General features: G+C 68.2%; 11 protein-coding genes and 1 pseudogene. 7 read left to right on the top strand and 5 right to left on the bottom strand.

Annotation, left to right across the window (positions count from 1 at the left end):
• Positions 1 to 123: 123 nt before the first annotated feature.
• The 5 genes from J3367_RS12405 to J3367_RS12385 all read left to right on the top strand — a co-directional run bounded on the left by J3367_RS12405 (position 124) and on the right by J3367_RS12385 (position 5,708).
• A complete protein-coding gene (locus J3367_RS12405; protein WP_024351681.1) occupies positions 124 to 1,044 on the top strand; it encodes an IclR family transcriptional regulator in 921 nt (306 codons plus the stop codon).
• Positions 1,041 to 2,210: an acetyl-CoA acetyltransferase gene (locus J3367_RS12400; RefSeq protein WP_024351682.1), complete on the top strand. Its 1,170-nt coding sequence runs from the start codon at positions 1,041 to 1,043 to the stop codon at positions 2,208 to 2,210. Before J3367_RS12405 ends, J3367_RS12400 begins: the two co-directional genes overlap by 4 nt.
• Positions 2,207 to 3,838, top strand: a complete 1,632-nt coding sequence (locus tag J3367_RS12395; RefSeq protein WP_024351683.1) for an acyl-CoA synthetase — start codon at positions 2,207 to 2,209, stop codon at positions 3,836 to 3,838. The genes J3367_RS12400 and J3367_RS12395 overlap by 4 nt, the downstream gene beginning before the upstream one ends.
• Before the next feature lie 49 nt (positions 3,839 to 3,887).
• Positions 3,888 to 4,763, top strand: coding sequence for a PCC domain-containing protein (locus J3367_RS12390; RefSeq protein WP_024351684.1), 876 nt, complete (start codon positions 3,888 to 3,890; stop codon positions 4,761 to 4,763).
• A 198-nt stretch (positions 4,764 to 4,961) separates the two neighbouring features.
• Entirely contained in the window at positions 4,962 to 5,708 is a 747-nt protein-coding gene (locus tag J3367_RS12385) for an endonuclease/exonuclease/phosphatase family protein (protein ID WP_024351685.1), read from the top strand.
• On the opposite strand, the gene J3367_RS12380 is transcribed toward J3367_RS12385, so the two are convergent.
• Together J3367_RS12380 and galE are read right to left on the bottom strand one after the other, a co-directional pair.
• On the bottom strand, positions 5,669 to 6,736 hold the full coding sequence (locus J3367_RS12380; protein ID WP_024351686.1) for a phospholipase D-like domain-containing protein: 1,068 nt from the start codon (positions 6,734 to 6,736) through the stop codon (positions 5,669 to 5,671). The two genes, J3367_RS12385 and J3367_RS12380, sit on opposite strands and share 40 nt — an antisense overlap.
• Before the next feature lie 157 nt (positions 6,737 to 6,893).
• Positions 6,894 to 7,883: a UDP-glucose 4-epimerase GalE gene (galE, locus tag J3367_RS12375; RefSeq protein WP_024351687.1), complete on the bottom strand. Its 990-nt coding sequence runs from the start codon at positions 7,881 to 7,883 to the stop codon at positions 6,894 to 6,896.
• 234 nt (positions 7,884 to 8,117) lie between these two features.
• Here galE and J3367_RS12370 point away from each other — a divergent pair, with 234 nt between their 5' ends.
• On the top strand, positions 8,118 to 9,029 hold the full coding sequence (locus J3367_RS12370; RefSeq protein ID WP_081651969.1) for an extensin family protein: 912 nt from the start codon (positions 8,118 to 8,120) through the stop codon (positions 9,027 to 9,029).
• 58 nt (positions 9,030 to 9,087) lie between these two features.
• On the opposite strand, the gene J3367_RS12365 is transcribed toward J3367_RS12370, so the two are convergent.
• Positions 9,088 to 9,987, bottom strand: a complete 900-nt coding sequence (locus J3367_RS12365; protein ID WP_029703537.1) for a LysR substrate-binding domain-containing protein — start codon at positions 9,985 to 9,987, stop codon at positions 9,088 to 9,090.
• Between the two features lie 114 nt (positions 9,988 to 10,101).
• Between J3367_RS12365 and J3367_RS12360 the strand changes: the two genes are divergently transcribed.
• Positions 10,102 to 10,320 (top strand): hypothetical protein, encoded by a 219-nt coding sequence (locus tag J3367_RS12360; protein WP_024351690.1) that lies wholly within the window; start codon positions 10,102 to 10,104, stop codon positions 10,318 to 10,320.
• A 73-nt stretch (positions 10,321 to 10,393) separates the two neighbouring features.
• On the opposite strand, the gene J3367_RS12355 is transcribed toward J3367_RS12360, so the two are convergent.
• Together J3367_RS12355 and J3367_RS12350 are read right to left on the bottom strand one after the other, a co-directional pair.
• Entirely contained in the window at positions 10,394 to 12,331 is a 1,938-nt protein-coding gene (locus tag J3367_RS12355) for a M23 family metallopeptidase (protein ID WP_024351691.1), read from the bottom strand.
• Between the two features lie 727 nt (positions 12,332 to 13,058).
• A pseudogene (locus tag J3367_RS12350) lies at positions 13,059 to 13,429 on the bottom strand (peroxidase-related enzyme); the annotation flags it as partial.
• Between the last annotated feature and the right edge of the window lie 528 nt (positions 13,430 to 13,957).

Here is a 13,957-nt window from a genome sequence, read left to right as displayed (position 1 = left end):
CCATCGACCTTGTAAGCGGGGCAAACATTGCCAGCATGCCGGACCGCTTGCAACCGGATATCCTTTGCTCGACAATGTGCCGTGAGAAACAGCATCCATAATGTGGACATCGGGGAGGCGCGATTGGGTGGAGATCAACCCGTCGCACGCGAGATCGGCGGAGCCCAGAGCGTCGACCGGGCGCTGGCGCTCCTGTCGCTGATCAGCCGGCACGCCGGCGGCGTGTCGCTCTCCACCGTGGTCGAGGAAAGCGGTCTCAACCGCGCCACGGCGCGGCGGCTCCTCCTTGCGCTGATGCGCTCGCGTCTCGTCGAGCAGGAACCGGTCAGCCGGCGCTACCATCTCGGCGAGGAGGCGTTCGTTCTCGGCGTTCTGGCCTCGCGCCGCTACGGCCTTCTCGATGTCGCGATGGAAAGCCTCATCGCCCTGTCGGCACGCAGCGGCGACACGAGTTTCCTGTCGGTGCGGCGCGACGCCTTCGCGGTCTGCCTGCACCGCGAGGAGGGCGCCTATCCGATCCGCACGCATGCGCTGGAGGTCGGCGACCGCCATCCGCTCGGCGTCGGCGGCGGATCGCTGGCGATCCTGGCAACGCTGCCGGACGCCGAGATCGAGCGGGTGCTGGCGGCCAATCGCGAGATCATGGCGGCGGGCTATCCGCTCTATTCGCCGGAGATCATCCGCGAGCATGTGGCGCTGACCCGAGCGCGCGGTTTCGCGGTCAATCCGGGGCTGGTGCTGCCGAACTCCTGGGCCATCGCGAAGGTGGTGCATTATCCCGACGGTCGGGTCGCCGGCGCGCTCAGCCTCTCGGCGATCGACAGCCGCATGGGCGAGACCCGGCAAGGCGAGCTGGCCTCCCTCATCGAGCACGAGGTCAAGGCCGTCGAAGCCCGGTTGCGCCAGATGTTCGCGCCCGACGGCCCGCGACAGGACAACATGAGACCGCAGACGAGGCCGCCGGCGGACAAGCGCGCCGCACCAACCGGCCCCGCAAGCGGACAGGCCGCTTCACGGTTCGAACTCGAAAGGATCAGGCAATGAGCAAGGCACAGATGGTCGGCTGGTCGCACAGCCATTTCGGCAAGTCCGAGGCGCCGACGACCCAGGCGCTGATGGGCGAGGTCGTCGCCCCGGCGCTGGAGCATGCCGGGATCGGCGCCGAAAGCGTCGACGGCGTCTTCGTCGGTGTCATGAACAACGGCTTCTCCAAGCAGGACTTCCAGGGCGCCCTCGTCGGCATGGCCCATGAGGGGCTCGGCATGGTGCCGGCGGTGCGGATGGAAAACGCCTGCGCCACCGGCTCGGCGGCGCTCTACAGCGCCATCGACTTCATCGAATCCGGCCGCGGGCGGATCGCGCTGGTGGTCGGCGCCGAGAAGATGACGGCGATCCCGACGGTCCAGACCGGCGACATCCTGCTGGGCGCGAGCTACCGCGAGGAGGAGGCCGAGGTGGAAGGGGGCTTTGCCGGCCTTTTCGGGCGGATCGCCCAGCAATATTTCCAGAAATACGGCGACCGCTCCGAGGAACTGGCGATGATCGCCGCCAAGAACCACAAGAACGGCATGGCCAATCCCTACGCCCACATGCGCAAGGATTTCGGCTTCGACTTCTGCAACATCATCTCCGACAAGAACCCCTATGTCGCCGCACCGCTGCGGCGCACCGACTGTTCGCTGATCTCCGACGGCGCGGCGGCGATCGTTCTGGCCGACGAGGAGACGGCGGCCGGCCTCGAGCGGGCGATCGCCTTCCGCTCGCGCCGCCACATGAACGACGTCCTGGCGCTCAGCCGCCGCGACGTGACCGAGTTCGCCGGGGCGCGCCGGGCCTGGTCCCGGGCACTGGAGGATGGCGGCGTGTCGCTGGACGATCTCGACTTCGTCGAGACCCATGACTGCTTCACCATCGCCGAGATGATCGAATACGAGGCCATGGGCCTCGCCCAGCCGGGCCAGGGCTACCGGGTGATCCGCGACGGCGTGTCGGCCAAGGACGGCCGGCTGCCGGTGAACCCGTCGGGCGGTCTGAAATCGAAGGGCCATCCGATCGGCGCCACCGGCGTCTCGATGCATGTGATGGCGGCGATGCAGCTGATGGGCGAGGCCGGCGACATGCAGGTGCCGGAAGCGACGATGGCCGGCGTCTTCAACATGGGCGGTGCCGCGGTCGCCAATTACGTCTCCATCCTGGAGCGTGCCAAGTGACGACAGGCGTCCTGACGGGCGACCCGAAGGGCGGCGTCGCGCCGCAATCGACGCGGGTCGCCAATCTCGCGCATTTCCTGACGCGGGCCGCCCGCCGCCTCGGCGGCGAGGTCGGCCTCGTCTGGGGCGAGACGGAATGGAACTGGGCGGAGATCGACGCGCGGGCCTCGGCCATGGCGGCGGCGCTGCGCGATCGCTACGGCGTATCGAAGGGCGACCGGATCCTGGTGCAGTCGCAGAACTGCAACCAGATGTTCGAATCCATGTTCGCCTGCTTTCGCCTCGGCGCGGTCTGGGTGCCGACGAATTTCCGCCAGACGCCGGACGAGGTCGCCTATCTCGCCAGGGCCAGCGGCGCGACGGGGATGATCTGCAACGCCGCCTTTCCCGATCATGCCGAAGCCTGCCGGGCGGCCTGTCCCGATCTCGGCTTCGTGGTGGCGATCGGTGCGGCCGCATTCGGCGAGGATTACGACACGCTCGTCGCCGCCCATCGCGGGGTCGTGGTGGCGAATGCTTCGGTCGATCGCGACGATCCCTGCTGGTTCTTCTTCACCTCGGGCACGACGGGCCGGCCGAAGGCGGCGGTGCTGACCCACGGCCAGATGTCCTTCGTGGCGACCAACCATCTCTGCGATCTGATGCCCGGGACCGGGCCGCGCGATGCCTCGCTGGTGGTCGCGCCGCTGTCGCACGGCGCGGGTGTCCATCAGCTGACGCAGGTCGCGGCGGGGGCGAAGACGATCCTGATGCCCACCGAGCGCTTCGACATCGCCGCCGCCTGGCGCCTCGTCCAGGAATGGCGTGTGACGAACATGTTCACCGTGCCGACCATTCTGAAGATGCTGGTCGAGCATCCGGCGGCCGCCGAATACGACCATTCCTCGCTGCGCCACGTGATCTATGCCGGTGCGCCCATGTACCGCGCCGACCAGAAGCGGGCGCTGGAGACGCTCGGCCCGGTGATCGTGCAGTATTTCGGGCTGGGCGAGGTGACCGGCAACATCACCGTCCTGCCGGCCCATGAGCATTCGGCCGACGACGCGGCAGCGCGCATCGGCAGCTGCGGCTACGAGCGCACCGGCATGGCGATCTCGATCCAGGACGAGGCGGGCACCGAACTCGGACCGAACGAGACCGGCGAGATCTGCGTCACCGGCCCTGCTGTCTTTGCGGGCTATTACGACAATCCGGACGCCAATGCGAAGGCGTTTCGCAATGGCTGGTTCCGCACCGGCGATCTCGGCCATCTCGATGCCGAGGGCTATCTGTCGATCACCGGCCGCGCCTCGGACATGTATATTTCCGGCGGCTCCAACGTCTATCCGCGCGAGATCGAGGAGAAGATCCTCACCCATCCGAAGATCAGCGAGGTCGCGGTTCTCGGCGTGCCCGACCCGGTCTGGGGCGAGGTCGGCATCGCGGTCTGCGTGACTGTTGCCGGCGAAAGCGTCGGCGAGGCCGAGCTTGGGACATTCCTCGACGGCAAGATGTCGCGCTACAAGCTGCCCAAGCGCTTCGTCTTCGTCGACGAAATGCCGAAATCGGCCTATGGCAAGATCACCAAGAAGCTGGTGCGCCAGGCGCTGGAAGAGCGCGGGCTTCTGGACGGCGAGCGCGCGGTGTGAGCATCGGGCCGGCCATCCTTCCGGCGATGTCCTCGCGAACGGAATTGTCGTGACGGCGCCCCGGCGGATCGTTCATCCGGGCCCGGACGCGGAAGAGCGATCCTGCGTCGCGTCGGCGCGCGCGGTGCCGCTCGACTTCACCGTGCCGGCCGGTGAGATCGTCAATGCCGGGATCGCCGAGGGGCTTGCTGCGGCAGGCTGCGACGGCGCCTGGGTCGATTTGTCCGACGGTCGCTTCGCGCCGTTTCGCTACGTGATGCCCGCAGGCTCGCCCGGCCCGAGCCACGCAGCCTGGTACAGCGAGACCTTCGCGCCGGAGGGCATCGTCACCGTCGAGGCGGCCGGCGCCATCGTCGGCTGGCGCGACGGCGAACCCTTCCTCCACTGCCACGGCATCTGGACCGATCCGGCCGGCGACCGGGCGATGGGGCACATGCTGCCGCTCGACACCCGCACGGCCGAGCCGCTGCATGTCCGCGGCACAGGACTCGTCGGTGCCAGCTTTGTCGCGCGGCACGACGCCGAGACCAATTTCACCCTCTTCGCTGCCGAAACGATGCCGCGCGACGGCGTGTCCGGATCCGCTACCGGCGACGGTACCCGCGCGCTGGCCGTCACGCTGCGGCCCAATCAGGACGTGGGCACCGCCATCGCGGCAATCTGCGCGGAACGCGGGATCACCGACGCGCGTCTCTTCGGCATCGGCAGCCTCAACGGCGGGCGCTTCACGAACGGGCCAGCGATGGATTCCTATGCGTCGGAATTGCTGATCCGCGACGGCCGGATCGAAGTGGGCACGTCCGAGCCGCGGCTCGACGTCAGCGTGGTGGCGATGGACGGCACGATCTTCGAGGGTCGGCTCGTCCATGGCGACAATCCGGTCTGCGTGACCTTCGAACTGGTGATCCTGCCTCTCGCCGTGTGAGACGCATGGCGCATCGCGCCGGGCAGGAAGCTGCGCCGCCGATGGATCGAACGCGCCGCTGGTTCATTTTCCCGGTCGTGACAGCGGCGTTGCCGCGGCCGGATGATCCCGCATCCCGGCGCGTTCCTTGAGGGGCGGTCATTGCGGAGAGCGCGGACAGGGGCAATGATCCCGGCTCCGGCTTGGGAACGAGGTCTCATGTTTCGTGTCGCGTCCTACAATATCCGCAAGAGCGTCGGCACCGACTGGCGCCGGCGGCCGAAGCAGATTCTCGACGTCCTCACCGAACTCGATGCCGATATCGTCGCGTTGCAGGAGGTCGATCGCCGGCTCGGCGACCGGCTGTCGTCCCTGTCGCCCGGCCTGATCGCGGAGATGACGCATTTCCGCCCGATCCGCTTCGGCGTGCGGCCGGGCAGTCTCGGCTGGCACGGCAACACGATCCTGGTGCGCAAGGACGTCGAATTGCTGCGCCGCAAGCGTCTGGTGCTGCCGGCGCTGGAGCCGCGCGGCGCGGCGCTGGCCGACCTGCAGATCGGCGATCTGAAGATCCGCGTCGTCGGCATGCATCTCGGCCTTGTCGGGCTGTGGCGCAAGCGGCAGGCCCGCGCCGTGCTCGACCAGTTGGCGAGCCTCGAAGAACCGCTGCCGACGGTGATGATGGGCGATCTCAACCAGTGGAACACCGAGGGTGGATGTCTCGCCCATTTCGCCGAGGACCATCACGTCATCGCGCCAGGCCTCAGCTTCCACTCGCAGATGCCCTTCGTCTCCTTCGACCGGATCATCACCAGCCTCGACATCCATGTGGATGCGGCCGCGGTGCACAGCTCAGAGCGGGCGCGGCTCGCCTCGGACCATCTGCCGGTCTGGGCCGACCTGTCGCTGATGGGCGCCGACGGCGATCAGAAGCGGCGGGACGTGGCGATGTCGCACGCATACTGATCGGCAAGGACCGCGCGGAAGGCCGGCGACGTCGTGGCGAGGCCGTTCTCGACATTCAGGCCGATGCTCAGCATGTCGAGATTGAAGCTGCTGACCATGCTCCAGTCGTCGATGATCGCCAGCTTGGCGTGCATCATGCCCGGCAGATAGCCGTGAACCTCGACCCCGCGTCGGGCAAGCGCGGCGGCGAAACGCTGCGAGACGAGATCGATGGCCGGATGGTCGCTGACGGCCGGCAGCAGCAGGCGGACGCGCACGCCGCGCTGCCTTGCGCCGGTGAGCGCCGACCAGATCTTCCGGTACGGAAACAGATAGGGCGTCGCGAGATCGATGGACGTTTCGGCGTCGCGCAGCCGGCTCAGCAATGCCTGGTAGATCTGCTGGCGGGCCGGCCGCACCGGATCGCTGGTCAAATAGTTCCAGTGGCCGGCGCCGCAGGTCGCTTCCGCCGACTGGCTGCGGCTCCGGCGGGCCGAGATGCCGTTGGCATAGGCCCAGGCGGTCTCGAAGGCGGCGAGGGCCGCCGGCACGATCGGCCCTTCGATGCGCACCATCGTGTCGCGCCAGTCCGCCATGCGGTCGGAATAGCAGGCGCCGCCGGCCATCATCCGGCGCCCGTCGGCGATGACCGACTTGCGGTGCAGGCGGTGCATGCCGCTGATCGGATTGCGCAGAAGCCGGCTCAGCGGATTGTAGCGGACGAGTTCACCGCCGGCCTGCCGGAACGCGGCGCCCGCCGGGCTCCGGGCCAGCTCGGCGCTGCCGAAGGCATCGACGAGCAGGCGGACATGGACGCCGCGCCGGGCGGCCTTGGTCAGGACATCCATCAGCCGGGTGCCGATGATGTCCGCTGCGAAGATGTACTGCTCGATCGCAAGGCTCGTGCGGGCGCCGTCGCACAGCTCCAGCACCGCCGGCCAGATGGTTTCGTTGTAATGGAAAATCTGCCACTGCGACGGCCCGGCCGGCACGGGCGCGATGGGCGTGGCCTGCGGAATCTCGGGGTTGGTGCAACTCATCTCAACCATTCACGGACCCATGCCCGGTTTCGTCCTTCGCATCCAACTGTCCGCAACAGGATGGCCGGGCGAAGGTTGCGCCACGACGGCAGCTTTTCCGCAATATCCGGCTGCTGGTCAGAGGAGCGGCCCGCCATCGGTTACGGGCCCGTATGCTCATGTCGCCCTATCGATGATTGCGAAAGCGCAGCCGGTCCTCCCAGCGCAGGGCATGCGCGACGATGGTGGGCAGATCGTCGTATTTCGGTATCCAGCCCAGCGTCTCGCGGGCGGTGCTGCCGTCGGCGACGATCATCGCCGGATCGCCGGCCCGGCGCCCGGCGGAGCGGATATCGAAATCTCGGCCATGCACCCCGCGCACGGTCTCCAGCACCTCGCGGACCGAAAAGCCGCGGCCATAGCCGACATTGCTGACCAGGCTCTCGCCGCCCCGGCGCAGATAGGCGATGGCATCGAGATGGGCGGCCGCAAGGTCGGTGACGTGGATGTAGTCGCGCACCGCCGTACCGTCCGGCGTCGGGTAGTCGCTGCCGAAGATGCTGACGTGATCGCGCAGGCCGAAAGCGGTCTCGCAGGCGACCTTCACCAGATGCGTCGACGAATGGGTGGATTCCCCGGCGCGGCCCTCGGGATCGGCGCCGGCGACGTTGAAATAGCGCAGGGCAGCGTAGCGCATCGGATGGGCACGGGCGACGTCCTCCAGCATCATCTCGGTCATCAGCTTGGACCGCCCATAGGGCGAAACGGGCCGCAGTTCGGCGGTCTCGCGCACTGGCTCGCTGCCCGGCATGCCGTAGACGGCGGCGCTGGAGGAGAACACGAAATGCGGGACGCCGTGGCGGACGGCGGTCGCGATGAGGATATGCGAGGCGACCGTGTTGTTGGCGTAGTAGCGCAGCGGATCGGCCACCGATTCCTCGACGAGAAGCGAGCCGGCGAGATGCAGCACCGTCTGCGGCCTGTGCTTCGCAAACACCGCCTCGAGGAAGGCGGCATCGCCGATGTCGCCCTTCGCGAATGTCACGCCTTCGGGGATGGCCCAGTCGAAGCCGGTGCTCAGATCGTCCACGACCACGACCTCTTCGCCGCGGGCAAGGAGCCCGAGGGTCATGTGGCTGCCGATATAGCCGGCGCCGCCGGTCACGAGAACGCTCATCCTGTTCCTCTCGCCGCCTCGGCCCGATAGGGCCCGGCCTTTGCGGCGCACAGTGTCGCGAACCCGCTCTGCGGCGCAAGAGGCGCTATGCGTGGCGAGCCGTGGAGGGCCGCGCGGGATCGACGCGCTTCCCTAACGGATACTGGCGAGTGTGGGCGGCGCCACTAGCTGCGACCGTCAGGCCGGCAGGGGTGCAGCGGCATCGCGCTGGCGATAAATCGAAGGCGACGCTTTATGCCGAGGACCGGGCACTTCCAGAGCCGTCTCCTGCCGTTGCCACGGCGTTGGGTGGCCGCGCCGGCTCTGATCGCAATACTGCTGACGGGCGTTGCCCCGGCGACCGCGCAAGGTTCGGACGGCGCGGAGGCCAGCGCGGCGCTCGAGGCGGCCGACGATCCAGCCAACGCGCCACTGTCCGGCGACGAAGCGGCCGAACGGCCGTTGACTGCGATTCCGTTGCCGGAGCGGCGTCCCGCCGGTCGCAAAGCCGCATCGCCCGCGGCAGACACACCCGCCGATCAGAGCGACCGGGCGACGCCGACGGAACTGCGCGACCGGGACCCGGCCATCACCCCGGAAGCCGCCGTCGCGGCGGCCGCCGCCATCGCCGACGCCAGGATCTGCGAAGACGAACTCACCCGGCGCGGCGTCACCTTCACGGTGGGCGACAGCATCAGCGAAGGCGATTGCGGTGTCCTGCGTCCGGTCGATCTCGATCGGCTGTCCTCCGGCGTGACGATCGCCCAGCCGACGCAGCTTCTTTGCCGCTCGGCGCTGGCGCTGGACATCTGGGTGGCGAGCAGCGTCGTGCCCGCGGCAAAGACGCAGTTTCCCGGCGATGCGGTCACGGCGTTTCGCCACGCCTCCACCTATGTCTGCCGCAGCCGCTCGTCCGGCAGCCGCATTTCCGAACATGCCCGCGGCAGCGCCGTGGACGTCGCCGATTTCGGCTTTGCCAGCGGGCGCCGGCTGGGCGTCGAAAAGCAGGCGGAGGGCTCGCCCGAGCAGGCGTTCCAGCGCCAGATTCGCGTGGGCGCCTGCGGGCCGTTCAAGACGGTGCTGGGACCGGGCACCGACGCCGACCACGCGACGCATTTCCACCTCGACATCGCCGCCCGTCGCAACGGGGCGACCTATTGCAAGTGAGGCCGCGCGGGCCGTGCCGCGGGTTGGAGTTGAAAGCTCTTCGGCAGCCGGAACGCGGTCAGGCGAAGGCCAGCGTCGGGGTCGGCTGCAGGTCGGCGAAACTCGCCACGACATGCTCCGCCAGCGCGTCGGCGACGGCGCTGCAGCCGCGCCGCTTCATCAGCGCCACCTCGTATTGCCGCAGGGGCGGCAAGCCTTCCGCCGCGCCGAGCTTCTGCAGCGGCGCCGTGACATGGCTTTCCGGCAGGGGGGCGATGGCGAGGTCGGCCAGCACCGCGGCGATCTGGCCCTGGGAATGGCCGCTGGAATAGGCGATGCGATAGCGCACATTGGCGGCATCGAGCGCATCGAGTGCGATGGCCCGCCAGGCACAGCCGCGGCTGGCAAGCGCCAGCGGCAGCGGCTCGCGGGCGATGGCGCCGCCATGCTTCAGCCCGGCCCAGACGAGATTTTCCGTGTGCACGATGGTGACCTTGCGCTGGCCGTATTCGCCGCAGGCCAGCACCGCCAGATCGAGCTCGCCGGCATCACAGAGGCGGCGCAGATCGTCGCTCGAGCGCAGCTTCACGTCGACCTCGACCTGCGGGTGGGTCGAGGCGAAACGCTTGAGGATCTGCGGCACGGCGATATAGCCGATGTCGTCGGGGGCGCCGAAGACGACGCGCCCCTCGATGCCCTGCGTCAGGAAGCGCGACACGGTCTCTTCGTTGAGGTCCATCAGGCGGCGGGCGTAGCCCAGGAACGCCTCGCCATCGCTGGTCAGTCGCACGGTGCGGCCCTCGCGCACGAACAATTCGCGGCGCAATATCTCTTCCAGCTTCTTCATCTGCAGGCTGACCGCGGAGGGCGTGCGGGCGACGCGGTCGGCGGCGCGCGAGAAACTGCCCGTGTCGCAGATGGCGACGAAGGTGCGCGCGAGATCGGTTTCGATCAGGGGAAGCTGGCTGTGCCGGGACATGCGCGGGACCGATGAGTGCAACTCACCGATCAGTTTAGATCTTATCGCTGGAATTGCCAGCGCGACTATCGCACATCCCATGGATTGATGATGATCCGCCGAAGGGGTGGCGACATGTTCGGACTGAAGATCGCAAAACGCTCGCAGCGTGCTGGCCAGGCCATGAAATCGGCAGAACGGCTGGACCGGTCGATGTCCCTGCTCGACGCCCATATCCGCGCCGATGTCGGCGATATGGGCCGCCCGAACGAGATCGTCCCGCTGTCCGAAAGCCTGCGCTGGCGGATGGTCGAGGAAAGCCGGTTCGTCCGCTCCCTCAACGCCTTCGAATAATCCGGTACCTCGCCGTCGTCCGGCCTCGGTCGGCGGCCTGTCCGCGGCACGACACTGATCGCGCGAACGCTGCCTAGCGGGCCGCCAGCAATGGCGTTTCCACCCGCTCGCGCAGCAATTCGTCGATCCGGTCGCGCTCGCGCTGGAAGGTCGCGAGTTCCTCGCCCTCCAGCACCCGGCCCGACGGCAGCTTGATGCGCATCGGGTCGACCTTCTGGCCGTTCACCGCGAGCTCGTAATGCAGGTGGTTGCCGGTCGACAGGCCGGTCGAGCCGACATAGCCGATCACCTGTCCCTGGCGCACCCGCGAGCCGACCTTGACGCCCTTGGCGATGCCGCTCTGGTGCGAATAGGAGGTCTCGTAACCATTGGCGTGGCGCACGATGGTCTGCCGCCCGTAGCCACTGACCCAGCCGGCCTTCTTCACCACGCCGTCGCCGGACGCCAGGATCGGCGTGCCGCCCGGGGCGGCCCAGTCGACGCCCCAATGCGGGCGGACATAGCCGAGCACGGGATGCTTGCGACCGGTCGAGAAGGCCGAGCTGAAGCGGCCCCTGGGGACGGGCTTGCGCAACAGGAACTGCTTGGCGCTGCGCCCGTCGGCGTCGAAATAGTCGGCGCTTTCGGCGTCTTTCGGCCGGAAGCGGTAGAAGCGCCGGGAGGTCTCGCCGAAGCGGACGTCGACGAACAGCATCTCGGATTCGTCGGTCGCCTCCTCCTTGCCTTCCTCCATGGAGTAGAAGACGGCGATGCGGTCGGTCGGGCTGAGGCGCGACTGCAGATCGACCTCGGTGGCCAGCATCTGGACGAGCTGCTGGCAAAGGCGGTCGTTGAGGCCATAGGCGAGGGCGGCCTGGTAGAGCCCGTCATAGACGGTCGGCATCTTGGCGCGCAGCGGCGCCTCGCTTTCGCTGCTGTCGAAAGCGGCCGCGACGGAGCCGCCCATTTCAGGCGCCTGCGCCGGCTCGAACGGGCCGTCCTCGGTTTCGGCGACGGTGCCCAGATGGCGGGTGCCGCGATAGGCGGAGAGCCGGACCACCGTCGCGGCCTCGCCGATCGTCTCGACGCCGACGCGCAGGGCGTCGCCGGGCTTCAGCGCATCGGCTTCCAGCCGCGCCGCGAGGGCCTCGACCGCCTTGCCGCTCTTGCTCTCGTCATAGCCATTGGCATCGAGCACGGCGGCGATCTTCGCGGCCTCGCGCAGCGGGATGACCTCTTCGTGGAATTCCGGCCGGTCGCTGCCGGTGTCGGACGGCGCGAGGGAGACGTTCTCCTCGATCACGCGGAAGGCCGAGCCCGGCTCGTATTCGGCGGCGTCGCTGGTCAGGTTGAAGCGCAGCGGATCGACAGTGTTGAGCGAGGCGACCTGCACCGGCGCATAGGCGAGCGACGGCGAGACCTGCCGCACCAGGCGCTCGGCCTCGCTGGTACCGATGTCGTCGACGCGCTCGTAGCTGTCGGAGTCGAAGTCGAAAGGCTCGACCTTCAGCCGGACCTCGGCCTCCACGCGCGCGCCGTAGAGCTGCGCGGCCTGGCCTTCGTCGCCGGATTCCGGTTCGTCGGCGTCGGGGTCGGCGAAGATGTTGAGCGGGTCGAAGGCCGGGTAGTCGATGCTGGTCTGGTGGCGGGCGCCGAGCAGCATGTTGACATAGCCGAAGGGCAGGGTGCGGATGACCTCGCGGTCGCCCTCGCGGGTCATGGTCGACAATTCGACGACCTGCCGGCTGCGGGCGACGGGAAGGGCCGTGGCGACAACGCGCTCGCCCTTCTCGTTCAGATCCTCGCTGGGAGCGAAGGCAGCCGCGAGACCGGCGGGCCGGGCGGCGCCGCGATGGCCGTCGAGGGCGGCCGACAGGGCGATGCCCATCAGCGCCGTCGAGGTCAGGCCGGTGAGAAGCGTGCCGGCCAGCCAGCGCGCCGAGACCTGACGACGGTCAGGCTTGCGCCTTCGGTCGCTGATCAGCGGCGGCTCGTCCCCGAATGCCGGCGTGTGTTGCGGCAAGCGCACCATCCCTCTCGTCGTCGCCTCTGGATATCCCCGCTTCCGCCTTCGGCGCACAAGGTGGCGAAATATCGACCATATCGCCCCGGCGAGCTGCCATGGGTGACACGATCCATAGGGCATACAGGGCCCGCCGGCCTGTCTCAAGTCACCGGCTGTCCTTCGATCGATCTTCCATCCTCACGCGTACGCGCGCGAGTCCATATACCGGAGACCGCGCGATACCGGAGAAGGCGCACGAAGGTCGCGGTGTGGCGCGGCCGGGCTGTCGTCGATTGGATGCACGTCGGCGGGATGGCAGAACGCCGGTTCGCGAGGCACGGCGGCACCTAGCGGGCGCGTGATGCTGGGGGTAATCGGCGGCGAAGGCCGAATGATGTCGGGGTTTCGCGCACGGGCGGTTCGCTACCCTGCCTTCTGCAACGGGAAAGATATCGGCGCGGTCGAGGCATGGGGCCTCGGGTCAAGCCCGAGGATGACGCGCGGTGGGGTAGGAGCGTTTCCCCGGAGCACGAAGCCACGCCTGCGTTTCGACCGATCACGCTCGGCGCGCCGATAGATGGGGAACCGCATCACCCAACACAGGTGTCATCCTCGGGCTCGGCCCGAGGACCCATGCCAAACCGCCGCCGCTGCACAGTCGGTCGCGGCACGAGCCATCGTTTCCGCAGCCCAGCCCGCCACCGCGTGAGCCTTGCCACCCCGCGCCATCGCGGCTCGCGCAACGCCCCCGGAGCTACCGCGCCATGGCGTGACAGTCGTCGTTGGGGCGCATGTCGGTGGCCGAGGCGACGCGGTCGCTCATGGCGAAGAAGGCGGCGACCGACGCAATGTCGAAGACGCCCCGGTTCGTATAGCCCGTGTCGCGCAGCGCCTGCCGGTCCGCCTCGACGATGGTGTCCGGGCGCTCGGTCAGCTGCACCACGAAATCCAGCATCGCGGCGCGCGGGTCATCGAGCCCGGCGGCGCGCCAGTTCTGGGCGATCGCCTCGCCGGAGCCGGGTCGCCGGAGAGCTGGCGCACGGCAGCACCATGGGCGGTCAGGCAGTAATGGCAGTGATCGATCGAGGAGACGACGACGGCGATGATCTCGCGGTCGAGCTTCGCTCCGGCGCAACGCAGGCGAGGATATTAGGAGGCGAAAGGCCGTGAAGGATGAGCGTTGAATGGGGGAGTGTCAGGGCCTCCCCAATCCGCTCGTCCGGCATTCTGGGAGGCGCATTCCAGAGCGACGCAGTCCGGATTCCATTCGAACCTCTGCAATGACGCACCCATCAGCACGCCAAACCCGGTCGTCGAACTTTCATCGAAGCTCACGGGGCGCCCATATACTGCGGGGAACGTTGTTCACCCCTTTTGGCCAGGGACTCGATCCGACGGCCAGCGCCCGATTTGCAGGATCGCCCGCCGTCGGCATCGGCTATGCAAGATTTCCGTCTTCACAAATCTCCAGTCCGAACAGCAGTTTACCTCAGTCGTCTCGGAGCCCGCGGCCGATCCGATCCAACTTTGCGAAGTTTTTGCGACTGAGGTCGTTGACAGGTCCGGATGGGGTGGCCTATATCGCGTTCATCGACGACGGCGGTGGCGCCGGGGCGGGCCGGACGGTCCGCTGAGAACTGGTTCGGGGCAAAT

The sequence above is a fragment of the Aurantimonas sp. NFXS3 genome, from assembly GCF_049132005.1.
Lineage (GTDB): Bacteria > Pseudomonadota > Alphaproteobacteria > Rhizobiales > Rhizobiaceae > Aurantimonas > Aurantimonas coralicida.
This window is presented reverse-complemented; position numbering and strand designations above follow the sequence as displayed.

Coding starts and splice junctions, on each gene's coding strand:
- J3367_RS12400 (WP_024351682.1), top strand. CDS start 1,041: ATGAGCAAGGCACAGATGGTCGGCTGGTCGCACAGCCATTTCGGCAAG.
- J3367_RS12385 (WP_024351685.1), top strand. CDS start 4,962: ATGTTTCGTGTCGCGTCCTACAATATCCGCAAGAGCGTCGGCACCGAC.
- J3367_RS12380 (WP_024351686.1), bottom strand. CDS start 6,736: ATGGTTGAGATGAGTTGCACCAACCCCGAGATTCCGCAGGCCACGCCC.
- galE (WP_024351687.1), bottom strand. CDS start 7,883: ATGAGCGTTCTCGTGACCGGCGGCGCCGGCTATATCGGCAGCCACATG.
- J3367_RS12370 (WP_081651969.1), top strand. CDS start 8,118: ATGCCGAGGACCGGGCACTTCCAGAGCCGTCTCCTGCCGTTGCCACGG.
- J3367_RS12365 (WP_029703537.1), bottom strand. CDS start 9,987: ATGTCCCGGCACAGCCAGCTTCCCCTGATCGAAACCGATCTCGCGCGC.
- J3367_RS12360 (WP_024351690.1), top strand. CDS start 10,102: ATGTTCGGACTGAAGATCGCAAAACGCTCGCAGCGTGCTGGCCAGGCC.
- J3367_RS12355 (WP_024351691.1), bottom strand. CDS start 12,331: ATGGTGCGCTTGCCGCAACACACGCCGGCATTCGGGGACGAGCCGCCG.